Raw genomic sequence first — 22,492 nt, forward strand, 5'->3', positions numbered from 1 at the left:
AGTCACCAAAGCTATCGCAGGCAAGCCAGCTCCCACATTGACCGCGCGCTATTCCGGTAAGTGTGCGACGCCGTCCGAGTCGGTCATCGCCCGTTCGAGCAAGTCCGCCGGCAGGCTTTTGCTCGCACGCGCGCCCAGCAACCTTAACTGCTCGGTTCGGCTGACCAGATTTCCACGGCCATCCGTCAGCTTGTTTCGCGCCGCGCTGTAGGCCTTATCCAGCTGCTGCAGGCGGTTGCCGACTTCATCCAGGTCCTGGATAAACAGTACGAACTTGTCATACAGCCAGCCGGCGCGCTCGGCAATTTCCCGCGCGTTCTGGCTCTGGCGTTCCTGCTTCCACAGGCTGTCGATCACCCGCAGGGTTGCCAACAAGGTGGTGGGGCTGACAATTACGATATGGCGGTCGAACGCCTCCTGGAACAGGTTCGGCTCGGCCTGCAACGCGGCGGAAAACGCAGCTTCTATCGGCACGAACAACAGCACGAAATCCAGGCTGTGCAGACCTTCGAGGCGCTTGTAATCCTTACCGGCCAAGCCTTTTACGTGATTGCGCAAGGACAGCACGTGCTGTTTCAGCGCCGCCTGGCCGATCACATCGTCATCCGCTGCAACGTATTGTTGATAGGCGGTGAGGCTGACCTTGGAGTCGACCACCACCTGCTTGTCGCCGGGCAGCATGATCAATACGTCCGGCTGGAAGCGCTCGCCGTCCGGGCCTTTGAGGCTGACCTGGGTCTGATACTCGCGGCCCTTCTCCAGACCGGCATGTTCAAGCACGCGCTCAAGAATCAGCTCGCCCCAGTTGCCCTGGGTTTTCTGGCCCTGGAGCGCGCGCGTGAGGTTGGTGGCCTCGTCTGACAGTCGCAGGTTCAGTTGCTGCAGGCGCTCAAGCTCCTTGGCCAGGGAGAAGCGCTCGCGCGCCTCATTCTGGTAGCTTTCTTCCACGCGCTTTTCAAACGACTGGATGCGTTCCTTGAGCGGGTCGAGCAACTGGCCCAGGCGCTCCTGGCTGGTTTCGGCAAACCGTTGCTCACGTTCATCGAAGATCTTGCCGGCAAGCTCGGCGAACTGCGCACGCAGCTCGTCCCGCGAGCCTTGCAGGTCAGCAAGGCGTTGTTGATGGCTTTCCTGTTGTTCGCGCAGTTCGGCGCGCAACGCCGAGGACAGCGCATCGAGGCGTCGCAGCTCGGTTTCCTTGGCACTGCGGTCGAGGTTCCAGGCGTGGGCGGCGTCGCGGGCGTTATCGCGGTCGATCTGGAGCAACTCGACTTCACGGCGAACGGCGGCCAGGTCAGCTTGTTTGGCGGCGTTGGCCTGGCTCAAGTCACTGATCTCGTCGCGGCTGGCGTCGAGTTGCGCGGCCAGCCCTTCCTGGGCCAGTTGCGCGGTGGCCAGGCGCTCTTCGAGCAGTTCCCAGCCGGTCATGCGCGCGCTCAGCCGCCGTTGGATCTGCCAGCACACGGCCAATAAAGGCACTGCAGCGCCAGCCAGGCCCAAGGCAATACTGGTCCAGTCAAAAGCCATCGCCATTTCTGCCATCACCGAAAAAGAGCAAGGTTAACCAAGCCTAGGGCTTGAGGACAGCTCAGTCTTCGACCTGCCCCAGTTCGCGCTGGGCGCGGCGGTCGCCGGCACGGGCGGCCAGGCGCAACAGGTCATGGCCGATGCGGCGGTCGCGGGCATTGCCGCACTCCCGGCACATCAGCTGGCCCAGGCGACTCTGCGCGGCAACCACACCTTCACGGGCCGGCTGCTTGAGCAAGCGCCCGGCGAAGTGCTTGACGTTGGTACTGTGCCCCAGGCGCGGGCTGTCGAGCAGCCACAAGGCAACTTTCAAGGAGAAACGCTTGGGTGCGGTAACAGTCTGAGGGGTGTCGGTAACAGAAGGTGATACTGAGCGAAACTTCATAAAGCACTGCGGGACAGAACGGAAGGCGCGCCACTCTACTCTTTTTTTCCTACAGGTAAAGCTGAAAAATCCCTGCACGCCCGTTCTAGAGCAAGCGCTTGGGACAATCCACAGAAGCTGTGGATAACTCAGTGGACAACCCACCTTTAACGCGCGCAAAGGCCCATGGAACGGGGGCCGCAGTCAAACTGACGATTTTTTCACCAATAAAAAAAAGCGATATTTTTCATTGACTTAAATTTTCATTGCAGGCAAATGGCGGCGCTTCCAGGCCATAGACAGACTGGTTACATACCCCGCAACTAATGTGCACAAGTACCCACCCACTGGTTATATGGCTGAGGTTTTTTGCTTCGACACGTCCGAAAAATGTTACCGACAGGCCAAGCCAGGCACTTTTCAAATCCGCGCCGGCTCGCCACACTGACCGACTCCCCCACGCAACCTCCTAAGGCTCGATGAAAGGAATCCTCTTATTCGCCGTGTTGCTGCTGGCCATCTGTGTAACCTCATTGGCGGTCAATGCCGCGCTGCCCTCCCCCGACGGTGCGCTGTTTGCCATCGCCATCCTGGTATCAGCCGCGTTTACTGCCGTAACGCTGTGCATAGAGTTGGGTGAAGGCAGAATCAACGACATGCGCGAGGTAATGAACGTGATCGAGACCGGGCGGTCCTGGCGCTTGACCCTGGCGGCCTACGGGCTCGGCTGCTCACTGGCCGCGGCGGCTACCGTGCTGGTCTACCGCGGTTTGTTGGGCAGTTGAATGAAGTTTTTTGGCTAGCACACTTCCCTTCCGTGTTTCAATCCGTTACTATCCGCGGCGTTAGTACCAAGCTGAAAGTCAATTCTGGTCGAACAACTCCCCTGAACAACACGGGATCGACCACCTCGATGGTTTCCAGGTATTCCTTGCGACGACACTGCCTTTGAACAAGCAAAGGGTGTCGCGAAGTTTCAATACTCTGACCGAACCAGCCTGCAAATTGATCAGGATCTTCACCCCGGGCCCAGAACCTTTGCCCCTGTTGTGTTGCCTGCCCTCCTAAGTACCTACCTGCCAGCCCAAGCGCGCCTAACTTATTAGCGCTTCAAACTGGCTGCTTTGTTCCAGTCGGGTTCTTCGTTTGATCAATGGTGATCAACGTTACTGGAACGTTTTAACGTTGCACGGTTCTTAACCGTGTCATTTGTAGGAACACCAATAATATGTCCGCTCAAATCCACACTCAGGATGCCATTCGCACCCTCACCAACGCTTTTGCACCAATGAACTGCCTGATCATGGCCGCTCGCAAAGGCTGCTTCAGCTTCACCCTGGTCAACGAACACGGCATCGCTCGTCACAGCGAACGCCTGTACCCCGATCAATACTCCAGCGCAGAGCCGCTGCAGGCCGTGATCGAGCGTACCCGTCAGGCATTGATTGCCTGATCGACCCGAGTCGCTGAAACCCAAAAAACCCTGCTTGAAACGCAGGGTTTTTTATTGCCCAAAATTCGGCTTTTGAGTACTTGCACTAAGTTCGAATAGGTATAAACGTTATAACTAAATGAAGAAGATGTTTTAAAAACAGTCCTTTACATCACAAATATGACACTACACTTCAACTTAAGCGGCATGATCCGCTTGCGACGAGCCTGAGGTCCGATTCACTGCTGCCAAGCTCCCTCTCAGGCTTCGTCGACCACTTTCATGGACTGAGGCTCGTATGGGTATCGCCGCCAGCGAATTGTGTCGTTATGTGATCAGGCCGACGTTGATTTACCTCGGCCGCCATAACCCGACAGCCGAATCCCTGTTGCTGGGCATTGCCGCCAGCCAATCGGAACTCGGCTCCGCCCTGCATGATCGGCGCGGCCACGGCCTGTACAGCATCACCGAACCTCGTCATCGCGCGCTGTGGGACGATTACCTCGCCCAGGACCCCGAGCGCGCCAGCCTGGTACGTGGGCTGGCCAGTCAACATGCCTTCCTCAGCGCGCCCCAGCTTGAGCTGACCGTCAACCTGCGCTACGCCACCGCCATCGCCTGGCTGCTGGTAGAACAGCATCGTCCTGCCCTGCCGCCACCGGGTGACGTACTGGCCATGGCGCGTATCTGGAAAGAAATATTTCACCCTCAAGGTCGGCTGCGGGATTTCACCCAAGCCTGGCAAACCTGTGTTTTACCCATGAATCAGGCCATATGTTGATCAGGCGTTTTGCAAGATTCGGCTAAAACCTTCGAATCTGGTCGGATTGTCCTACAAAACCGCTCTATCTCCGACATTACAGCCTATAGCGCTAACTTAAATTTATTGTTACTTTCCGCAGCGGTGATCACCACGGAGTTCTAATAATGAAAAAAGTAATGCTCAAGACCACACTTAGCCTCACCGTTGCCATGGCATCCTCCCAACTGTTCGCAAGCGGCTTTGCCCTGAACGAACAAGACGTCGCCGGAATGGGTACGGGTTTCGCAGGCCGCTCTTCTTCTGCCGATAACGCCAGCACTGTCTACGGTAACCCTGCCGGTATGGCTCGCCTCGAAGGCCAGCAGATTACGGGTGGTGTTGCCGCTATCGATGCCTCGACTGACATCAAAAACGCCAGCGGCCGTTCTTTCGGCAGCAACAAAGGCGACATGGTGCCATTCACGGCGGTCCCGTTTGGTTTCTACACCAACAAACTCAATGATCAGTGGGCCGTCGGCGTTGGTGTCTATGCACCTTTCGGCCTGGTGACCGATTATGAGAGGGGCTTCCAGGGTCGCTCGTTCGGCAGCTACAGCAAAGTGTCGGTTATCACCTTGCAGCCAACCGTCAGCTACGCCTTCAACGACCGGGTTTCCATCGGTTTCGGCCCGACCATCAACCGTATTTCCGGCAAGCTGGAATCGGAGCTGGCCCTGTCGACCAACCCTGCCGTCCCGAATAGCAACGTCACAATCAAAGGTGACGATACGGCTGTTGGCTTCAACGTCGGCGTGCTGGTACAAGCCACCGATACCACGCGCGTGGGCCTGACTTACCACTCCAAAGTCAGCTACAAGCTTGATGGCCACACCGAAGTCACGGCACCGACCCCGACGGCTCCACTGCTGGCAAGCGGCCGCTACGATGCGTCGTTGAGCATTGATACGCCAGAGTCTTACGACCTGTCCGTGACACAGGACCTGAGCGATGCCTGGAAACTCTACGCCGGTTCCACCTGGACTCGCTGGAGCCGCCTGAAAGACATCACTGTCGACAACCAGGGCGTTACCCGAGCTGGCGGCCTTGCCGCTCCGCAGATCGTGGGTACCATCAGCGAGCCACAGAACTGGCATGACACCTGGGCCTATGCCTTGGGTACTTCGTACCAAGTCACCAAACAAGTGGTACTGCGTACCGGCCTGACTTTCGACCAGTCGCCAACCAACAACACTGACCGTTCGCCACGCATCCCTACCGGCGACCGGACCATTTTCAGTGTTGGCCTGGGCTACGAAGTAATGCCGAACATGATCGTCGACGTGGCTTACTCCTACCTGAAGGAAGAGCCAGTCAAGGTCAACAAGGCCAACGCGCTGGGTTCGTCCTACAGCGCCAAGTACGAAAACAGCGCCAACGGCTTCGGCCTGGGCGTGACGTACAAGTTCTGATCCAACGCGTATAAAAAAGCCCCGCTCTCCTGCACAGGAGGCGGGGCTTTTTAATGACCTGCGATCAGGGCTTCGAGGCCAGTGCAGCCTCCACCGCCTTGATCAGGTCCGGGCTGTCCGGCTTGGTCAAACTGGAAAAGTTGGCAATCACCTTACCCTGGCGATCCACCACGTACTTATAGAAATTCCACTTCGGCGCGCTGGTCTGCTGCGCCAGAATCTTGAACAGGTGCACCGCATCCGGCCCCTTGACCGTCTGCGGCTCGGTCATCGTGAAGGTCACGCCGTAATTCACGTAGCAGACTTTGGCGGTCTCTTCACCGGTCTTGGCTTCCTGCTTGAAGTCATCGGACGGCACGCCGATCACTTCAAGACCCTGGCTCTTGTAGCGCTGATACAACGCTTCGAGGCCCTTGAATTGCGGCGCGAAACCACAAAAGCTCGCGGTATTGACGATGACCAGGGGTTTGCCGGCAAAGCGCTGGCACAAATCGATGGATTCCTTGGCCCGTAACTTGGGCAATTGCCCCTCCAGCAAGGGCGGACAGCTGGCGGCCACGGCCACACTGCCTACAGCCATCAGGACGGGTACAGCGAGCCAGCGCATCAGCATGTCGAAAGTCCTTGAGTCAGATCAGACACAGAACTTAACAGATCGACATACCCAGTTGCATCAATGCCAGCCCGCCATGCTGCCAGCCCCACCAGGCCAGCAGCAACAGCACCAGGCCTGCCGAGATCACCAACCCTCTTGCCGTCAAACTCATGCCGCCTCCATCTGCGCCTGCAAGCGCGCCACCGGCCGCTCGCGCACCGGCCAGTTGAGGGCCGCAGCGAGCAGGCTCAACAGAATCGCCACCTGCCAGATCAAATCGTAGTTGCCGGTTCGATCATAGACCACCCCGCCCAGCCAGCCCCCGAGGAACGAACCGAGTTGGTGGAACAGAAACACAATCCCACCGAGCATCGAGAGGTTTCGCACGCCGAACAGCGTCGCGACAGTGCCGTTGGTCAGCGGCACGGTGGACAGCCACAAAAAGCCCATGGCCATGCCGAACAGGTAAGCCGTGATTTCGGTCACCGGCGCCCACAGGAACAGCACAATCACCACCGCGCGCAACAGGTACAGGGCGGTGAGCAACCGCGGCTTGGACATGCGCCCGCCGAGCCAGCCAGCGGTGTAGGTGCCAAACACGTTAAACAGGCCGATCAACGCCAGCACCGTGGTACCCACCGTGGCCGGCAGATGCTGGTCCACCAGGTACGCCGGCAAGTGCACGCCGATAAACACCACCTGGAAACCGCAGACAAAAAAGCCGAAGGCCAGCAGCCAGAAGCCGGAGTGCGAGCAGGCCTCTTTCAGGGCTTCACGCAGGGTTTGCTGGCCGACCATCGCCGGCAGCGGCTTGTCCTTGAGCATCGCCACCAACGGCAGGATCAGCGCCACCATCAGGCCCAACGCCAACAAGGCGGCCGACCAGCCCAGCCAGCCGATCAGGCCCAAAGTGCCCGGCACCATCGCAAACTGGCCGAACGAACCTGCGGCGCTGGCAATGCCCATGGCCATGCTGCGTTTTTCCGGCGGCACTGCGCGGCCGACCACACCGAGAATCACCGAGAACGAAGTGCCCGACAGGCCAATCCCAATCAGCAAACCCGCACTGAGCGACAGCGACCACGCCGAATCCGACATGCCCATCAACACCAGCCCCACGGCGTACAGCACCCCACCGACAAACACCGCCTTGGTCGCGCCGAAGCGGTCGGCCAAGGCGCCGGTAAACGGCTGTGCCAGGCCCCAGATCAGGTTTTGCAGGGCGATGGCGAAGGCAAAGGTCTCACGGCCCCAGCCAAATTCCATGCTCATCGGCGTCAGGAACAGACCAAAGCCGTGCCGCACGCCCAACGACAACGCCAGGATCAGCGCACTCCCCACAAGAACCCAGCCACTGGTGCGCCACATCGAGGTCATTTCTTATTCTCCGCTCGCGGGTATATACCCGCTTGTAGTCGAACAAACCCGCGCTCAGGCGAGTTCGTCCAGCAAGGCCAACAAGGTTTCGCGCTTTTCGGCGCCCAACTGATCTATCAATTTCTGCTGCGCCGCCTCCCAAGCCGGCAACGCGGCAGCCAGGCGTTCTTCGCCGGCGACGGTCAACACCACCAAGCGGTTACGCAGGTCATCGCCCTCGACCAACTGCACCAAGCCCTCGCCCTCCAATACCCGCAGGTTGCGCCCCAGGGTACTGCGGTCCAGGCCCATGGCTTCGGCCAGGCTGGAAATGCTCGGTTGATCGAGGCGCTGCAGGTTACACAGCAAAGAATACTGGGCAACGTTGATCCCGAAGCCGTCGAGAGCGCCGTCGTAATGCCTGCTGACGCCACGGGCGGCACGTCGCAGGTTGGTGCATAAACATTGGGAGGCAAGCATGGAGCGTGTATATACCCGCGATTGTGAAAATGCAAGAAAGTGTTACAGCGCCAAGCCGACCAAAACCGCGACTTCCAGCAACTCCAACAATGCGCCGGCCGTGTCACCCGTGGTGCCACCCAGCCGGTTGACCATCAACTGACGCAGCCCGATAAAGCACAGCGCAGCGAGTAAAACAGCGATCCCGCCACTGAAACCGCCGATCAGGACGCAGGCCAGACCGCTGAGGATCAGCACCTGTTGGCCGACGATCCTGGGTAAATGATCCGACAGTGCCTGGCCCAAACCGCCTGCACGAACGTAACGCGTGGTAAGGAACAGCGCGAGCATCGACGCACGCCCGATCAGCGGCGCCAGAATCAGCGCCGTGCCGTTGTGCTGCTCGATCAAGGCCACCAGTGCGGTGAATTTGAGCAACAACACCAGCCCCAGAGTGACCACGGCAATCGGCCCGCTACGCGGGTCTTTCATGATGGTCAGCGTGCGCTCGCGGTCGCCAAAGCCACCAAGCCAGGCATCGGCGCTGTCCGCCAGGCCGTCCAGATGCAAGCCACCACTGAGCAACACCCAGGCGGTCAGCACCAGCGCAGCATGCAGCAATAACGGTGCGCCCATCAGGGCTGTGTTCAGGGCCCACAACAGCAGCCCGAACAGCAACCCCACCACCGGGTAAAACAGCAACGAACGCCCCAATTCCTGAGGCTGCGGCATGCCGGGCAGGCGAATCGGCAGGCTGCTGAGAAATTGCAGGGCGATCCAGAACGCCAGCATCTTCAGACTCCTTCCTTCAGCACACCATCGGCCGTCACCTGCAGGCTGAACAGCCCACCATGGCCGACCTCGACATTCAGTAGCTGCTCACGCGGCAAACCGCGCGCCTGCGCCAGCAGCAGCCGCATCACGCCACCGTGGCTGATCAACAGCACGCGCTGTGTGGCATATGCCTGATGCAAGCGTGAGACGGCGCCGAGAACGCGTGCCGAAAAGTCGCTGACGCGCTCGCCTTCAGGCGGTGTAAAGCTGTAAGGATCGGCCCAGAACCGGCCCAAGCCTTCGGCATCGGTTTCCATCAGCGCCGCCGCGCTCTGCCCTTCCCAGGCGCCGAAGTGCAGCTCCTGCAGATCCTTTTCCAAGCTCACCGGCACCCACAGCCGTGCGCCCAGCTCGTGGGCGAACAGCGCACAGCGTTGCAGCGGCGAACTGACCAACCGGTCCCACGGCCCCTGCTCTGCCACGGCGGCACGCATCTGCTCCCAGCCTTTGGCGGTGAGCGCGTCGTCCAGGCTGCCGCGCAGGCCGCCGCCCAGTTCGGTTTCGCCGTGGCGCAGCAGGTCCAGGTGCAAGGTCATGCCGGGCGGTCTGCCACGGCGGCTTCGGCGAACGTCGCCATCTGCCCGTGCAGCGCGCAGGCCAGGCGCAACAACGGCACCGCCAGCGCCGCACCGCTGCCCTCACCCAGGCGCAGGCCCAGTTCCAGCAGCGGTTGCGCGTCAAGGCTGTGCAGCACATGACGATGACCGGGCTCAGCGCCGCGGTGGCCGAACACCAACCACTCACGGCTCGCCGGATTCAGGCGTGTAGCCACCAGCGCCGCGACCGTGCAGATAAACCCGTCCACCAGCACCACGATGCCTTCCTGGGCGCAGGCCAGATAAGCCCCCACCAACGCGGCAATTTCGAAACCACCCAGGTTGAACAACGTGTTCAACGCGTCGTCACGTTGCGCTGCATGCAAGGCCAGCGCGCGTTCAATCACCGCCACTTTGTGGCTGACGCCCTGGGCGTTCAAGCCGGTGCCCGGGCCGGTCAGGTCGCTCACCTGGCAATCGAGCAACGCGCACGCCAAGGCACTGGCGGCGGTGGTATTGCCGATGCCCATCTCGCCGCCGATAAACAGCTGCGCGCCGCTTTGCAACGCACGGTGCGCACTGTCACGCCCGGCGTGCAGGGCAAGTCGCCCTTGCGCTGCGGTCATCGCCGGGCCGTTGACGAAATTGGCCGTGCCGGCGCCGATATTCAAATGACGCACACCCGGCAGATCCAACGACGGCGTGACGGTCCCGAGGTCGACCACTTCCAGCTGCGCATTCAACTGCCGCGCCAATACGCTGATGGCCGCGCCACCGGTGACAAAGTTGTGCAACATCTGGCCGGTCACTTCCTGTGGAAATGCCGATACGCCTTCTGCAACCACGCCGTGGTCACCGGCAAAGATGGCGATCCACACCTGATCCACCGCAGGTTTGACCTGCCCCTGCAAGCCGGCCAATTGCACCGCTATGGCTTCGAGCTGGCCGAGCGAGCCGGCTGGCTTGGTCAGTTGCTGCTGACGAGCCAGCGCGTGTTCATGCGCCGAAGTGTCGACGGCCTTGCAGGGGTTGAGCCACCAGGAGTCAGTCATAACGCAGTACCTTTCAAAGTCAGGGGCAGGCCGGCGACGGTCAGGACCACACGCTGACACCGCTCGGCCAAGGCTTGATGCAGCCAACCGGCTTCATCCACATAGCGGCGAGTCAATTCGCCCAGCGGCACGACACCCATTCCGGTTTCGTTGCTGACAAAAATGATTTCACCCGGCAGCGAGACCAGGGTTTGCAGCAGTTGATCGCGCTCGAACGCCAGGCGTGCCGGGTTCTCCAGCATCAACAAATTGGTGAGCCACAGGGTCAGGCAATCCACCAGCAGGCAGCGGTCGGCGGCGGCGCTTTCGCGCAATACACGCGCCAGCTCGATGGGTTCTTCGATCAGCCCCCAGTGATCGGGACGGCGCTGGCGATGCAGTGCGACGCGCTCGTTCATCTCGCCGTCCAGCGGCTGGCTGGTGGCGATATAGAGAACATGCAAGCCACAGTCACTCGCCAGCTTTTCGGCGAGGCGGCTCTTGCCGGAACGGGCGCCGCCGAGGATCAGTTGATACATGGGAAGGCACCTGTGTTGGCCGGCTGACTGTGTGAGGCGGGCACTGGCCCGTGTGGGAGCGGGCTTGCTCGCAAACGCGGTGTGTCAGCCCGCCGATTTGTCACCCAAGCACCGCATTCGCGAGCCAGCCCGCTCCCACCTTTAAGAAGCGGTGCCACAGTTGAACCGGGGTTGGCTGGCCGGGCGCCCTCGCAGGCGAGCCGGCACCTGCTGGGGGATTGGGTGTGCACCGTCAGATCCCGCATAGCTTGCGCAACAGTTCGGTGTCCAGATGGTTCTCCACCAAGTCCGCGAGGCGCTCAATGTCGCGTTCGCGCAGGGCGTGATAATCCACCTCTTGCACATCCTGCAGCCCGGCCCAACGCAGTAACGCACTGCACGCCGCCGGGGTTTCGAACACGCCGTGCAGATAGGTGCCAAGAATCTGACCGTCCTCACTCAGGACACCGTCACGGCGGCCGTCATCCAACAGCACGGCAGCGTTCAACAAGGCACTTCCGGAGGTCACGCCGGCATGGATTTCATAACCACTGACCTCGGCGTCCTCCAGCAGCAACCGTCCGCGCACATTGCGCAATTGTTTCTCTTGTTCCAGCGTCGTGCTGAACGCCAGCAACCCGAGAGCCTCGCTGGAACCGGCCAAGCCTTCCAGGCCGAGCGGGTCATGCACCTGCTCGCCGAGCATCTGCAGGCCGCCGCAAATCCCCAGCACCTTGCCGCCATAGCGCAAGTGCCGCGCAATGGCAGTGTCCCAGCCGTTGGCGCGCAAATAGGCCAGATCGCTGCGCACGCTTTTGGAGCCCGGCAGGATAATCAGGTCGGCAGCCGGAATGGCCTGGCCTGGGCCGATAAACTGTAAATCCACCTGGGGATGTAAACGCAGCGGGTCAAAATCCGTGTGGTTGCTGATGCGCGGCAACACCGGTACCACCACCTTGAGTACCTGGGCGGCCTTGTCGATCTGACGCCGGTCAATGCCGTCTTCGGCTTCCAGGTGCAGGTCCATCACGTAGGGCAGCACGCCCACCACCGGCTTGCCGGTGCGCGCTTCGAGCCAATCGAGCCCCGGCTGCAACAGCGCGATATCACCGCGAAAGCGATTGATAATGAAGCCTTTGACCCGTGCCTGCTCGGTCGGCGACAGCAATTGGAGGGTGCCGACCAGATGCGCAAACACGCCGCCGCGATTGATATCGGCGATCAACAACACCGGGCAGTCCACCGCCTCGGCGAAGCCCATATTGGCGATGTCATTGGCGCGCAGATTAATCTCCGCCGGGGAGCCCGCGCCTTCCACCATCACCACCGGGTAGACCTCGCTCAACCGTGCATGAGAGGCGAGCACCGCCTGCATCGCGATGGCCTTGTAGTCGTGATAGGCCACGGCGTTCATGCTGGTCACGGCACGGCCATGGATAATCACTTGGGAGCCGGTGTCACTGTTGGGCTTGAGCAGCACCGGGTTCATGTCGGTGTGCGGTGCCAGATTGGCGGCCTGGGCCTGCACGGCCTGGGCGCGGCCGATTTCGCCGCCCTCAGCGGTGACGGCGCTGTTGAGTGCCATGTTCTGTGGTTTGAACGGCACCACGCCAATGCCTTGGCGTACCAACCAACGGCACAGCGCGGTCACCAGCGTGCTTTTACCGGCGTCAGACGTGGTGCCTTGCACCATCAACGTACTCATGCGGCGTCCTTGTAAGCGGCCAGGGCCTCGTCGAGTCGCAACCAATCGGCCTCAGTGTCGGGCAGACCAAAGCGCAGGCTGCTGTCGTGGACAAACAGGCGCAGCAGGATGCCGCGTTGGGCCATGAATTCGTGCAGGCGTTCGGCGTGCGGGGTGATCAGCCATTGGAACAACGCGCAGCCGCCCTGGGGCTCAAAGCCGTGCCGCTCAAGCAGCGCGAACAAGCGCTGGCCGGCTTCGATACAGCGATGACGCTGCTCGGCATGCCCGGTCGTATCGCGCAGGCACACCTGGCCAAGCACCCGCGTCGGCCCACTGACTGCCCACGGGCCAAGCTGTTCGGCCAACAGCTTGAGCAGCTTGCGTTCCGCCAGCACAAAGCCCAGGCGCACACCGGCCAGGCCAAAGAACTTGCCGAATGAGCGCAACACAATCAGGCCGACTTGATGGGCCTGGCTGGCGAGGCTCAATTGCGGGGTCACGTCCATGAACGCTTCGTCCACCACCAGCCAGCCGCCGCGCTGGGCCAGCCGTGAGTGCCAGTCGAGCAGGCGCTGCGGCGGCAGACTCAGGCCGGTGGGGTTATTCGGATTGACCACCACCAGCACGTCGAGGCCGTCGAGAAAAAAGTCGACTTCCTGCTCCTGCACTTCACGCACCACGTAACCGGCGCGGCGCCAGGCTTCGGCGTGTTCGGCATAACACGGCGACAACACGCCGACCTTGCCGGAGCGACGCAAGCGCGGCAGCAACTGAATCGCCGCCTGGGAACCCGCCACCGGCAACACGTGGGCGGCGCCGTAGTACTCGCTGGCGGCCTTTTCCAGGCCGTCGTCGGTTTCCGGCAATCGCGCCCAGGCCCGCAACGGAATCTCGGGAATCGGCCACGGCCAGGGCGCCAGGCCGCTGGACAGGTCGAGCCAGTCCGCCTCGGCAATCCCGTACTCAATCACTGCCTTACGCAGCCGGCCACCGTGCTCAAGCATAAAATTGCGCCCCCGCGCACAGGATCAACAGCCATAACCATACGCCGCGCTGCACCAGTTGCCAGCCACGCTCGATGGCGTCGGCATCGGCCGCTGGGCCTTCGCCCAACTGCGCACGCTGATGCAGCTCGCCGTGATAAATCGCCGCCCCGCCCAATTCAACACCCAGAGCGCCCGCACCGGCTGCCATCACCGGCCCGGCGTTGGGGCTGTCCCAGGTCGGCGCCTGGGTGCGCCAGCATTTAAGCGCCAGGCGGGTTTTGCCGAGTACCGCGTAGGTCAACGCCACCAGACGCGCAGGAATGTAGTTGAGCACATCGTCGATTTTTGCCGCCGCCCAGCCGAAACGCTCAAAGCGCTCGTTGCGATAACCCCACATGGCATCAAGGGTGTTGCTCAGGCGATAAAGCACCACGCCGGGCACGCCGGCCACGACAAACCAGAACAGCGCGGCGAACACCGCATCGCTGCCGTTCTCGAGCACCGATTCAGTCGCAGCGCGCGCGACTTCAGTGCTGTCCAGTTCGCTGGTCTGACGGCTGACGAGGTAGCTCACGCGTTTACGCGCTTCATCCAGGTCACCGCTGCGCAACGCCTGGGCGACTGGAAGCACGTGCTCGCCAAGGCTGCGCATGCCCAGCGCCATGTACAGCGCCAGAATCTCCAGCACCCAGCCGATATACGGCGCCCACGACAACACGGTGGCCAGCAACGTCAGCGGCACCACCGCGATAAACCAGGCGGTCACGCCATGGCTGCGCCACCCGCGGCCGCCGCTGTTGAAACGTTGCTCGATACGCCCGGCAAAGTTGCCGAACGCCACCAGCGGATGCCAGCGCCTGGGCTCGCCCAGCAGCGCATCCAGCGCCACCGCAGCGACACACAGCAAGGCCACACTCATTGACTCACTCCCCACACATTCTCATACACCATGTCACTCAGCGGCCGAGGTTCGGTCCAGCCTTCGAGTTGCAACATTGGTGCCGGGTAGAACTCGGCCACCGGGCCCAGGCACAACACCGCCAAGGGCTTTGCACCCGCCGGCAGCCGCAGTAGGTCGGCCAGGGCCTGGGGTTCGAACAACGAAACCCAGCCCATCCCAAGGCCTTCGACGCGGGCGGCCAACCACAGGTTCTGGATTGCACAGGATAACGAGGCCATGTCCATTTCCGGCAAGGTGCGCCGGCCAAAGATGTGGCGCTCGCGATCATCCATCAGCGCGGCCACCAGCACTTCGGCGCAGTCATGGATGCCTTCGACCTTGAGCTTCATGAAGTCGTCGGAGCGCTGGCCCAGAGCCTCGGCGGTGCGCACGCGCTCTTCTTCCACCAACTGTTGGATTTGGCCGCGCAGCGCGCGGTCACTGATTCGGATGAATCGCCACGGTTGCATCAAGCCGACGCTGGGCGCCTGGTGTGCGGCCTGGAGCAGGCGTTGCAGCAACTCGGGGGCCACGCTGCCGCCGGTGAAGTGGCGCATGTCGCGGCGTTCGGCGATAGCGCGGTAGACGGCGTCGCGGTCGGCTTGGGGGAAGGCGTTGTCCGTCATGGCCTTTTCGCGAGCAAGCCCGCTCCCACATTGGATTGAGTTTCAACTCGGTCAGTTGTGGGAGCGGGCTTGCCCGCGATAGCGGTCTCAGGGCCAGGCGCAAACAATGCAGCCACCGCCGCCGGATTGGAGGGGAAATAAAAGTGCACGTAGGAAGCCGTCATCCGCCCCTGCCTGTAAACCGCTTCGGCGCCACGCCCGCCGTTAGGGCTCAAGCCTCGGGCGATCGGCGCCCATTCGGTGCTGGTCAGCGAATGATGATAGGTATGGCCGCGCAGCACGCCTTCCGGCAACTCGACACTTTGCAAAGCCAGCGCCGCCAGCTTCTTTTGCATCACCGCGTCGCCCTGCAGCAGGCCAACCAATTCGGCACGGGTGCCGTCGACATCGGTCAGCGAGTCCAGCAGGTAGAGCATGCCGCCGCACTCGGCGAGCAACGGTTTGCCTGCCGCGTGATGCGCGCGAATGGCGTTAAGCATCGGGGTGTTTTCCGACAGCGCCTGGTGGTGCAATTCCGGGTAGCCACCGGGCAGGTAGAGGCTGTCGGCCTCAGGCAATTGGCTATCGTGAATCGGCGAGAAGAAGCGCAATTCGGCGCCCATCGCGCGCAGCAGGTCGAGGCTGGCGCCGTAGGTAAACGCAAAGGCTTCGTCGCGGGCCACGGCGATGCGCACGCCCGCCAGCAGCGGCTCGGCCTCGATCACTTCGGGCGCGGCGAACGTCACCGGTGGCGGCACGGCGACTTCGCAGCTGCTGCCCAGGGCATGGGCGGCGGCGTCCAGGCGCATATCGAGGTCATTCAATTCGCTGGCTTGCACCAGGCCCAGGTGGCGGCTGGGCAACTCGATGCCGGTTTCACGCGACAACGCGCCGTACCAGCGCAGGCCTTCAGTGAGGCTGCCTTCAAGCAATTGCGCATGGCGCAGGGTGCCAACGCGGTTGGCCAGCACACCGGCGAACGGCAGGTCCGGCTGATAGCGCGCCAGGCCCAGGGCCAGCGCGCCGAAGGTCTGGGCCATGGCGGTGCCGTCGATCACGCCCAGCACCGGCACACCAAAGTGCCGCGCCAGGTCGGCGCTGGAGGGCGTGCCGTCGAACAGGCCCATCACGCCTTCGATCAGGATCAGGTCAGCTTCGCCCGCCGCTTCCCACAGCAAACGGCGACTTTCCTGCTCGCCGACCATCCACATGTCCAACTGGTACACCGGCGCACCGCTGGCGCGCTCGTGAATCATCGGGTCGAGAAAGTCCGGCCCGCACTTGAACACGCGCACCTTGCGTCCCAGGTTGCGGTGCAAACGCGCCAGCGCCGCGGTGACGGTGGTTTTGCCCTGGCCGGATGCCGGTGCGGCGATCAGTACGGCCGGGCAATGACGGGGCTGGTTCAAAGTTCGACGCCCTTCTGTGCCTTGATACCGGCCTGGAACGCGTGCTTGAGCATGCCCATTTCGGTGACGGTGTCGCCCATTTCGATCAACTCGGGCTTGGCGCCACGGCCGGTGACCACCACGTGCTGCATCGGCGGGCGGGCTTGCAGGTCGCTGAGTACCTGGTCCAGATCAAGGTAGCCGTGCTTGAGGGCGATGTTCAGCTCATCCAGCACGACCAGGCCGATCGACGGGTCTTGCAGCAATTGGCGCGAAACTGCCCAGGCGGCTTCGGCGGCGGCGATGTCGCGCTGGCGGTCCTGGGTTTCCCAGGTAAAGCCTTCGCCCATCACGTGAAAGCGCACTTGCTCGGGGAAGCGACGGAAGAACAACTCCTCGCCGGTGCTGTTGCGCCCCTTGATGAACTGCACCACGCCGCACTGCATGCCATGGCCCATGGCGCGGGCGAGCATGCCAAACGCCGAGCTGCTTTTGCCTTTGCCGTTGCCGGTCAATACCAGCAACAAGCCGCATTCGTTCGGGGAATTGGCGATGCGTTCATCGATCACGGCTTTTTTGCGCAGCATGCGCGCCAGGTGGCGTTCGTCGCGGTCGGGGGAATCGGTCATGGCAGCTCTCCGTTGGGGCTGGACAAAAAACGGCGGGCAGGAAAATAGACACACAGACAGCCAAGCATCGCCCACCGTGATGCTGTTGGATGATCCAGGCCGGTCTCCGGGCTCATGAGTGGCGCTTGCTCAGCGAGCGAGCAGGCCGACGGCGCGCCTTCCCATATCACGCGGATACAGTGGCAAAAGGCACCGTCTTGACTCATTTACCGTTGCGGGGGCAGCGCCGGAATCGCGGCAGCACTGTGTACAAGTGCGCTCACTCACCGGCTTCCCTGTTTCACTCTGTCGACCCACAGGTCACAGAGCACCTGGAACAAGCCGCGAAGGTTAGTGGGTTGGGGGTGGAGCGTCAATTAAAGCCGGCCTTGCACTTGAACGATCGGACCGGCAAACGCCTCTACCCTTACAGGTATCAAGGAGAAAACCATGCATAAAACCAGACTTGCCTTACTGATCATGCTCGCAGGCACCCTCGCCGCCTGCGGTGAAAGCTCCACTCTGCAGGTGTCCGACGGCACCGGGCCTTCACCCAAGCTGCCGGAGCCGAACAAAACCCTGATCCCCACGGTGAACATCGCCCCGGCGATTGGCTGGCCAGACGGCGCGAAGCCGACAGCTGCCGCCGGCACTCAGGTCGCGGCGTTTGCAGAAGGCCTGGACCACCCGCGCTGGCTGTATGTATTGCCCAACGGCGACGTGCTGGTGGCGGAAACCAACGCGCCGCCCAAGCCGGATGACGCCAAGGGTATTCGCGGCTGGGTGATGGAGAAGGTCATGGGGCGCGCCGGTGCCGCCGTGCCGAGCCCGAACCGCATCACCCTGCTGCGCGATGCCGACCACGATGGCGTGGCCGAGACCCGCACCGTGTTCCTGGAGAACCTCAACTCGCCGTTCGGCATGACCCTGGTCGGCAACGACCTGTACGTGGCGGACTCGGACAAACTGCTGCGCTTCCCTTATCAGCCGGGCGAAACCGCGATCAAGGCCGCCGGCACCAAGGTGGTCGACCTGCCGGGTGGCAGCATCAACCACCACTGGACGAAAAACGTGGTGGCCAGCAAGGACGGCAGCAAGCTGTACGTGAGTGTCGGCTCCAACAGCAACGTCGGCGAAAACGGTCTGGCAGCCGAGGAAGGCCGCGCGGCAATCTGGGAAGTCGACCGTGCCACAGGCCAGCACCGTATTTTCGCCTCCGGCCTGCGCAACCCCAACGGCATGGCGTGGGAACCGCAGAGCGGCAAGCTGTGGACGGCGGTCAACGAGCGCGACGAGATCGGCAGCGACCTGGTGCCGGACTACATCACGTCGGTCAAGGATGGCGCGTTTTATGGCTGGCCATTCAGCTACTACGGGCAACACGTGGATGTGCGCGTCACGCCGCAGAACCTGGACTTGGTCGCCAAGGCCATCGCTCCGGACTATGCCGTGGGGCCGCACACCGCGTCATTGGGCCTGACCTTCGCCGAGGGCAGCAAACTGCCGGCGCAGTTCAGCAACGGCGCGTTTATCGGCCAGCACGGTTCGTGGAACCGCAAACCGCACAGTGGCTATAAGGTGATCTTCGTGCCGTTCGAAGGCGGCCAACCCAAGGGCCAGCCGGTGGATGTGCTGACCGGGTTTCTCAACAGCGATGAGAAAGCCATGGGCCGACCGGTCGGCGTGGTGATTGATCAGCAGGGAGATTTGCTGGTGGCCGATGACGTGGGGAATAAGGTGTGGCGGGTGTCGGCAGCCAAATAGCCGAGTTCGGGTACAGCGCAAAACCAATGGGGGAGCGGGCTTGCTCGCGCAAGCGGAGTGTCAGCCATCAGGCGTATCGACTGACCCACCGCCTTTGCGAGCAAGCCCGCTCCCACATCGGGATCTGCACTCGCCTTACGGGTTGCGCGCCAGATTCGCCGGCAACACGCGCTTGGCGCTCAGGTAGGCATTTTGCCAATAGGCTTTGGACAGCGTATCCAGCTTCACCGTGCCGCCGGTCTGCGGTGCATGCACGAATCGCCCTTCGCCCACGTAGATACCCGCGTGGCTTACTTGGGAGCCGCCGCCAGTGGCAAAGAAGATCAGGTCGCCGGTCTGCAGGTTATTTTCGCTCACGTCCTGCGCACGCATCACGATCAATTCTCGGGTGGTGCGCGGCAGGCTGATGCCCGCAGCGTCACGGTAGACAAACCCGATCAGGCCGCTGCAATCAAACCCGGAGTCCGGCGTGTTGCCGCCCCAGCGATAAGGCGTGCCGACCAGGCCCAGCGCACGGAAGAGCACGTCTTCGGCGGCCGGCGAGAAATTTTGCGTGGAGTAATTGAACACCGGCTTAGGCTTGACCACTACGGGAGCGGGCGGCGGTGGACGGCTTGCGCAGGCGCTGAGGAGCGCGGCGCAAACAAGAAGAATGAGGCGGGCTGAGGTCGACATGGGCAGAACAATCCTGGTCTGGATGCGGCTTTTCGCTGCCGAACGCTGAAAACCAGAACGCGCAAGCAAAGCTCGCGCGAACGGATTACAACAATATCCAGGGATTCTAGCGCTTACACGTCAAACTTCAAGTATCACTTTAACTTTACTTGCTAGCGGTAACTGTCGTCGGGGCCATGGCGAGTGCACGCTTGGCTTCGATGAAGGTTTTGCTCCAGTAACTGTCACCCAGGTTGTCGACGCGGACACCGCCACTGCGACGGCTGCTGGAGTGAATAAACTGGTTATCGCCCAAGTAGATACCGGCGTGGCTGACACGACCACGGCCCGCCGTACTGAAGAAAAGCAGATCACCGGGCTTGAGGTTGTTGCGTGCGACCAACGGTGCATCCACGTTGATCATTTCGCGGGTCGAGCGAGGCAGGTTCATGCCGGCTTCTTCACGAAACAGGTAGCCGATGAAGCCGCTGCAGTCGAAACCGGCTTCAGAGGTACCGCCGAAACGGTAACGGGTACCGATCAGGGACATGCCGCGTTCAAGAATGCTGTCGGCCAGAACTGGAAGCTGGTAAGGCTTGCTGCCGGCGAAGTCGGCGAGTTCCTTTTCAGTTGCAACTTCTTCCTCGTAAACAGTGGAAGACTGCGTTGCAACGAATTTTGCCTGGGACTGTTGTACTGGTTTTTGCTGCTCAGCCACGTTTTGAGTGTGGGTGGCGCAACCAAACAACAGGGTAACGAGTGCGAGAGGCACGAGGGGTGCGAAGCGATTTAGCATGGGCACGACCGTGGCTGGTATGTAAAGAAGTCGAGACTATGCCCACTATCACATCGATTTGCAAATTCAATCGTGATCTATGTGACTTCTTGTTTGAACGATGACATCTAACCGCTTAACACCCATTACACGCCTTTTGCGTGGCCAAAGCGGCCCAAACGCAGGTTTTCTGGCGCCTGAAATTTGCCGAAAGCCGCGCAATACAAGGGCTGGCTACCAGCCGAGGGTTTCCTTGAGGAAGGGTATGGTCAGCTTGCGCTGAGCCTGCAGCGAGGCCTGATCGAGCTGTTCGAGCAAATCGAACAATGCGCTCATGCTGCGGGTGCCGCGGGTGAGAATAAAATGCCCGACTTCGTCGGTCAGGTGCAGGCCGCGACGGGATGCGCGCAGTTGCAGGGCGCGCAATTTGTCCTCGTCGGACAATGGGCGCATCTGGAAGATCAGTGCCAGGGTCAGGCGCGACTTGAGGTCGGCCAGCTTCACCGGCAGTTCACGCGGCGAGGTAGACGCGGCGATCAACAGGCGCCGGCCACTGTCACGCAGCCGATTAAACAGGTGGAACAGCGCCTCTTCCCAATCCGCCTTGCCGGCGATCGCCTGCAGATCATCCAGGCACACCAGCTCGTATTGCTCCAGGTGATCGAAGATGCCGATACCACGGTCCATCAACTCCGCCAACGGCAGGTAAACCGCCGGCTCGCCCATTTGCTCGAAGCGCAGGCACGCTGCCTGCAACAGGTGGGTACGCCCCACGCCGTGCTTGCCCCACAGATAGATCAGGCTTTCAGTCCACCCGGCGTCGGCTTCGCAAAGCCGCTCGACATAGCCGAGTGCAGCGGCATTGGCGCCTGGGTAGTAATTGATAAAGGTGGCGTCGTCACGCAGACGCACACCCAAGGGCAGCTGAATCGGTTTCATGCTGACTGAACGGCTCCAAACGAACCGTTAGTGGCCTCTGTGTAAAGTTTGCAAAGTTTATACCCGTGACGCCGGGCGCACAATGCAGCAGACCACAAGCAAAATCAAAGGTTTGCGTTAACTTGGGCGATTTGCGCAAATTGTTTGACACCCCGCCCGTAGAAACAACAAACCCGGCCTGGGCCGGGTCTGTGACGAAGCGGTTACAGATCGGGGTCTTCGACCCCGGTGTACACATCCGAATCCTTGTACAGATCATGCACATGGCGCACCAGCACCATGATCACCGCCGCCACCGGCAGCGCCAGCAGGATGCCCGTAAAGCCAAACAGCTCACCGCCTGCCAGGATCGCAAAGATCACCGCCACCGGGTGCAGGCCGATCCGGTCGCCCACCAGCAAGGGCGTCAACACCATCCCTTCAAGGGCTTGGCCGACCATAAACACTGCAACAATCCCGAGCATCGGGTACAGGTCGCCGCCAAACTGGAACAACCCCGCCACCAGCGCCGCGCCAATCCCGATCACAAAGCCCATATACGGCACGATGGCAGCCAGACCGGCAATCAAGCCGATCAACAGGCCCAGCTCCAGGCCGATCGCCATCAACCCCGCGGCATAGATTATTCCCAGCGCGAGCATCACCAGCAACTGGCCACGCACGAACGCGCCCAGCACCTCATGGCACTCCTCCGCCAGCGAGACGATGCGCTCCTCGTTGTTGCGCGGCAGCAGGCTGCGGATCTTGGCCATCATGATGTCCCAGTCACGCAGCAAGTAGAACGCCACCACCGGAATCAGCACCAGGTTGGTCAACCAACCGATCAACGCCAAACTGGACGCCGTGGCCTGACTGAGCACGACACCGACGATGTCGGTGGTCTGGCCCATGTGGTCACTGATCGCCGCCTTTACCTTGTCGAACTTCCAGAAGCCGTCCGCCAACCCCAGCTTGGCCTGCGCCCACGGCATTGCCGTGTGCTGCAGCCAGTCAAGCATCTGCGGCGCCAGTTCATACAGGCGAAACAGTTGCTTGGCCAGCATCGGCACCAGCACCAATACCAGCGCGGTGATGATCAACGTGAACAAGGCAAACACCGCCACCACCCCCAAGGTGCGCGACAGGCCGGCCTTCTCCAGGCGATCCACCACGGGATCGAACAGGTAAGCCAGCAGCAGCGCGACCAGGAACGGCGTCAGGATCGAATGCAGCAAGAACACAAAAACGCACAGCAGGACAATCCCGCCAAGCCACACCCAACGACGCGTATCCGCCATAAACCA

24 protein-coding genes and 1 riboswitch are annotated in these 22,492 nt (G+C 61.6%); of the genes, 5 read left to right on the plus strand and 19 right to left on the minus strand.

The features are described 5' to 3' along the window. Positions 1 to 48: 48 nt before the first annotated feature. A complete protein-coding gene (locus tag C4J83_RS21855; RefSeq protein WP_177416176.1) occupies positions 49 to 1,413 on the minus strand; it encodes a DNA recombination protein RmuC in 1,365 nt (454 codons plus the stop codon). A 175-nt stretch (positions 1,414 to 1,588) separates the two neighbouring features. Continuing rightward, a complete protein-coding gene (locus C4J83_RS21860; protein WP_043293316.1) occupies positions 1,589 to 1,912 on the minus strand; it encodes an SEL1-like repeat protein in 324 nt (107 codons plus the stop codon). A 458-nt stretch (positions 1,913 to 2,370) separates the two neighbouring features. Between C4J83_RS21860 and C4J83_RS21865 the strand changes: the two genes are divergently transcribed. From C4J83_RS21865 to C4J83_RS21885, 4 genes are all read left to right on the plus strand, one after another. Continuing rightward, positions 2,371 to 2,676, plus strand: coding sequence for a hypothetical protein (locus tag C4J83_RS21865; protein WP_119742262.1), 306 nt, complete (start codon positions 2,371 to 2,373; stop codon positions 2,674 to 2,676). Between the two features lie 443 nt (positions 2,677 to 3,119). Beyond that, the gene (locus C4J83_RS21875) at positions 3,120 to 3,344 is read left to right on the plus strand and encodes a hypothetical protein (protein ID WP_106576426.1); all 225 of its coding nucleotides are present in this window, start codon (positions 3,120 to 3,122) and stop codon (positions 3,342 to 3,344) included. Between the two features lie 277 nt (positions 3,345 to 3,621). Beyond that, positions 3,622 to 4,104 (plus strand): hypothetical protein, encoded by a 483-nt coding sequence (locus C4J83_RS21880; RefSeq protein ID WP_106576425.1) that lies wholly within the window; start codon positions 3,622 to 3,624, stop codon positions 4,102 to 4,104. 146 nt (positions 4,105 to 4,250) lie between these two features. Next, on the plus strand, positions 4,251 to 5,534 hold the full coding sequence (locus C4J83_RS21885) for an OmpP1/FadL family transporter (protein ID WP_106576424.1): 1,284 nt from the start codon (positions 4,251 to 4,253) through the stop codon (positions 5,532 to 5,534). A 64-nt stretch (positions 5,535 to 5,598) separates the two neighbouring features. Here the strand turns inward: C4J83_RS21885 and C4J83_RS21890 are convergent, their stop codons facing one another. The 13 genes from C4J83_RS21890 to cobO all read right to left on the minus strand — a co-directional run bounded on the left by C4J83_RS21890 (position 5,599) and on the right by cobO (position 17,098). After that, positions 5,599 to 6,147 (minus strand): glutathione peroxidase, encoded by a 549-nt coding sequence (locus tag C4J83_RS21890; protein WP_106576423.1) that lies wholly within the window; start codon positions 6,145 to 6,147, stop codon positions 5,599 to 5,601. A gap of 150 nt (positions 6,148 to 6,297) precedes the next feature. Further along, positions 6,298 to 7,506, minus strand: coding sequence for an MFS transporter (locus C4J83_RS21895; protein ID WP_124418179.1), 1,209 nt, complete (start codon positions 7,504 to 7,506; stop codon positions 6,298 to 6,300). Between the two features lie 54 nt (positions 7,507 to 7,560). After that, positions 7,561 to 7,965, minus strand: coding sequence for a MarR family winged helix-turn-helix transcriptional regulator (locus C4J83_RS21900; protein ID WP_106576421.1), 405 nt, complete (start codon positions 7,963 to 7,965; stop codon positions 7,561 to 7,563). A 42-nt stretch (positions 7,966 to 8,007) separates the two neighbouring features. Further along, positions 8,008 to 8,736 carry an adenosylcobinamide-GDP ribazoletransferase gene (locus tag C4J83_RS21905; RefSeq protein ID WP_124418180.1) on the minus strand — a complete coding sequence of 243 codons (729 nt, stop codon included), beginning with the start codon at positions 8,734 to 8,736 and terminating at the stop codon, positions 8,008 to 8,010. 2 nt (positions 8,737 to 8,738) lie between these two features. Further along, positions 8,739 to 9,314 carry an alpha-ribazole phosphatase family protein gene (gene cobC / locus C4J83_RS21910; protein WP_124418181.1) on the minus strand — a complete coding sequence of 192 codons (576 nt, stop codon included), beginning with the start codon at positions 9,312 to 9,314 and terminating at the stop codon, positions 8,739 to 8,741. After that, positions 9,311 to 10,366, minus strand: coding sequence for a nicotinate-nucleotide--dimethylbenzimidazole phosphoribosyltransferase (gene cobT, locus C4J83_RS21915; protein WP_124418182.1), 1,056 nt, complete (start codon positions 10,364 to 10,366; stop codon positions 9,311 to 9,313). Before cobT ends, cobC begins: the two co-directional genes overlap by 4 nt. Continuing rightward, the gene (gene cobU, locus C4J83_RS21920; RefSeq protein ID WP_124418183.1) at positions 10,363 to 10,884 is read right to left on the minus strand and encodes a bifunctional adenosylcobinamide kinase/adenosylcobinamide-phosphate guanylyltransferase; all 522 of its coding nucleotides are present in this window, start codon (positions 10,882 to 10,884) and stop codon (positions 10,363 to 10,365) included. The genes cobT and cobU overlap by 4 nt, the downstream gene beginning before the upstream one ends. Positions 10,885 to 11,116: 232 nt before the next feature. Next, a complete protein-coding gene (locus C4J83_RS21925; RefSeq protein WP_124418184.1) occupies positions 11,117 to 12,568 on the minus strand; it encodes a cobyric acid synthase in 1,452 nt (483 codons plus the stop codon). Then, a complete protein-coding gene (gene cobD, locus C4J83_RS21930; protein ID WP_124418185.1) occupies positions 12,565 to 13,554 on the minus strand; it encodes a threonine-phosphate decarboxylase CobD in 990 nt (329 codons plus the stop codon). Before cobD ends, C4J83_RS21925 begins: the two co-directional genes overlap by 4 nt. Continuing rightward, complete coding sequence (cbiB, locus tag C4J83_RS21935) at positions 13,547 to 14,455, minus strand: adenosylcobinamide-phosphate synthase CbiB (protein WP_124418186.1); 909 nt, start codon at positions 14,453 to 14,455, stop codon at positions 13,547 to 13,549. The genes cobD and cbiB overlap by 8 nt, the downstream gene beginning before the upstream one ends. Beyond that, positions 14,452 to 15,102, minus strand: a complete 651-nt coding sequence (gene bluB, locus C4J83_RS21940; protein ID WP_124418187.1) for a 5,6-dimethylbenzimidazole synthase — start codon at positions 15,100 to 15,102, stop codon at positions 14,452 to 14,454. Before bluB ends, cbiB begins: the two co-directional genes overlap by 4 nt. Then, positions 15,099 to 16,490, minus strand: a complete 1,392-nt coding sequence (locus tag C4J83_RS21945; protein WP_124418188.1) for a cobyrinic acid a,c-diamide synthase CobB — start codon at positions 16,488 to 16,490, stop codon at positions 15,099 to 15,101. The genes bluB and C4J83_RS21945 overlap by 4 nt, the downstream gene beginning before the upstream one ends. Beyond that, positions 16,487 to 17,098: a cob(I)yrinic acid a,c-diamide adenosyltransferase gene (gene cobO / locus C4J83_RS21950; RefSeq protein ID WP_106576411.1), complete on the minus strand. Its 612-nt coding sequence runs from the start codon at positions 17,096 to 17,098 to the stop codon at positions 16,487 to 16,489. The genes C4J83_RS21945 and cobO overlap by 4 nt, the downstream gene beginning before the upstream one ends. Positions 17,099 to 17,178: 80 nt before the next feature. After that, positions 17,179 to 17,428, minus strand: a riboswitch (cobalamin riboswitch). Between the two features lie 99 nt (positions 17,429 to 17,527). Here cobO and C4J83_RS21955 point away from each other — a divergent pair. After that, a complete protein-coding gene (locus C4J83_RS21955; protein WP_106576410.1) occupies positions 17,528 to 18,841 on the plus strand; it encodes a PQQ-dependent sugar dehydrogenase in 1,314 nt (437 codons plus the stop codon). Positions 18,842 to 18,976: 135 nt separating this feature from the next. Here C4J83_RS21955 and C4J83_RS21960 read toward each other — a convergent pair whose 3' ends face one another. The 4 genes from C4J83_RS21960 to C4J83_RS21975 all read right to left on the minus strand — a co-directional run bounded on the left by C4J83_RS21960 (position 18,977) and on the right by C4J83_RS21975 (position 22,486). Next, positions 18,977 to 19,516 carry a C40 family peptidase gene (locus C4J83_RS21960; RefSeq protein ID WP_106576409.1) on the minus strand — a complete coding sequence of 180 codons (540 nt, stop codon included), beginning with the start codon at positions 19,514 to 19,516 and terminating at the stop codon, positions 18,977 to 18,979. A 145-nt stretch (positions 19,517 to 19,661) separates the two neighbouring features. Continuing rightward, the gene (locus C4J83_RS21965) at positions 19,662 to 20,291 is read right to left on the minus strand and encodes a C40 family peptidase (RefSeq protein ID WP_124418189.1); all 630 of its coding nucleotides are present in this window, start codon (positions 20,289 to 20,291) and stop codon (positions 19,662 to 19,664) included. Positions 20,292 to 20,504: 213 nt separating this feature from the next. Further along, a complete protein-coding gene (gene hda / locus C4J83_RS21970; protein ID WP_017134884.1) occupies positions 20,505 to 21,209 on the minus strand; it encodes a DnaA regulatory inactivator Hda in 705 nt (234 codons plus the stop codon). Positions 21,210 to 21,412: 203 nt separating this feature from the next. Then, positions 21,413 to 22,486, minus strand: a complete 1,074-nt coding sequence (locus C4J83_RS21975; RefSeq protein WP_106576407.1) for an AI-2E family transporter — start codon at positions 22,484 to 22,486, stop codon at positions 21,413 to 21,415. Positions 22,487 to 22,492 lie beyond the last annotated feature (6 nt).

This window comes from Pseudomonas sp. LBUM920, assembly GCF_003852315.1.
GTDB lineage: Bacteria > Pseudomonadota > Gammaproteobacteria > Pseudomonadales > Pseudomonadaceae > Aquipseudomonas.

Coding starts and splice junctions, on each gene's coding strand:
- cbiB (WP_124418186.1), bottom strand. CDS start 14,455: ATGAGTGTGGCCTTGCTGTGTGTCGCTGCGGTGGCGCTGGATGCGCTG.
- C4J83_RS21955 (WP_106576410.1), top strand. CDS start 17,528: ATGCATAAAACCAGACTTGCCTTACTGATCATGCTCGCAGGCACCCTC.
- cobD (WP_124418185.1), bottom strand. CDS start 13,554: ATGCTTGAGCACGGTGGCCGGCTGCGTAAGGCAGTGATTGAGTACGGG.
- cobC (WP_124418181.1), bottom strand. CDS start 9,314: ATGACCTTGCACCTGGACCTGCTGCGCCACGGCGAAACCGAACTGGGC.
- C4J83_RS21905 (WP_124418180.1), bottom strand. CDS start 8,736: ATGCTGGCGTTCTGGATCGCCCTGCAATTTCTCAGCAGCCTGCCGATT.
- C4J83_RS21865 (WP_119742262.1), top strand. CDS start 2,371: ATGAAAGGAATCCTCTTATTCGCCGTGTTGCTGCTGGCCATCTGTGTA.
- C4J83_RS21890 (WP_106576423.1), bottom strand. CDS start 6,147: ATGCTGATGCGCTGGCTCGCTGTACCCGTCCTGATGGCTGTAGGCAGT.
- C4J83_RS21960 (WP_106576409.1), bottom strand. CDS start 19,516: ATGTCGACCTCAGCCCGCCTCATTCTTCTTGTTTGCGCCGCGCTCCTC.
- C4J83_RS21895 (WP_124418179.1), bottom strand. CDS start 7,506: ATGACCTCGATGTGGCGCACCAGTGGCTGGGTTCTTGTGGGGAGTGCG.
- cobO (WP_106576411.1), bottom strand. CDS start 17,098: ATGACCGATTCCCCCGACCGCGACGAACGCCACCTGGCGCGCATGCTG.
- cobT (WP_124418182.1), bottom strand. CDS start 10,366: ATGACTGACTCCTGGTGGCTCAACCCCTGCAAGGCCGTCGACACTTCG.
- C4J83_RS21885 (WP_106576424.1), top strand. CDS start 4,251: ATGAAAAAAGTAATGCTCAAGACCACACTTAGCCTCACCGTTGCCATG.
- C4J83_RS21880 (WP_106576425.1), top strand. CDS start 3,622: ATGGGTATCGCCGCCAGCGAATTGTGTCGTTATGTGATCAGGCCGACG.
- C4J83_RS21975 (WP_106576407.1), bottom strand. CDS start 22,486: ATGGCGGATACGCGTCGTTGGGTGTGGCTTGGCGGGATTGTCCTGCTG.
- C4J83_RS21860 (WP_043293316.1), bottom strand. CDS start 1,912: ATGAAGTTTCGCTCAGTATCACCTTCTGTTACCGACACCCCTCAGACT.
- cobU (WP_124418183.1), bottom strand. CDS start 10,884: ATGTATCAACTGATCCTCGGCGGCGCCCGTTCCGGCAAGAGCCGCCTC.
- hda (WP_017134884.1), bottom strand. CDS start 21,209: ATGAAACCGATTCAGCTGCCCTTGGGTGTGCGTCTGCGTGACGACGCC.
- C4J83_RS21900 (WP_106576421.1), bottom strand. CDS start 7,965: ATGCTTGCCTCCCAATGTTTATGCACCAACCTGCGACGTGCCGCCCGT.
- C4J83_RS21875 (WP_106576426.1), top strand. CDS start 3,120: ATGTCCGCTCAAATCCACACTCAGGATGCCATTCGCACCCTCACCAAC.
- C4J83_RS21965 (WP_124418189.1), bottom strand. CDS start 20,291: ATGCTAAATCGCTTCGCACCCCTCGTGCCTCTCGCACTCGTTACCCTG.
- bluB (WP_124418187.1), bottom strand. CDS start 15,102: ATGACGGACAACGCCTTCCCCCAAGCCGACCGCGACGCCGTCTACCGC.
- C4J83_RS21925 (WP_124418184.1), bottom strand. CDS start 12,568: ATGAGTACGTTGATGGTGCAAGGCACCACGTCTGACGCCGGTAAAAGC.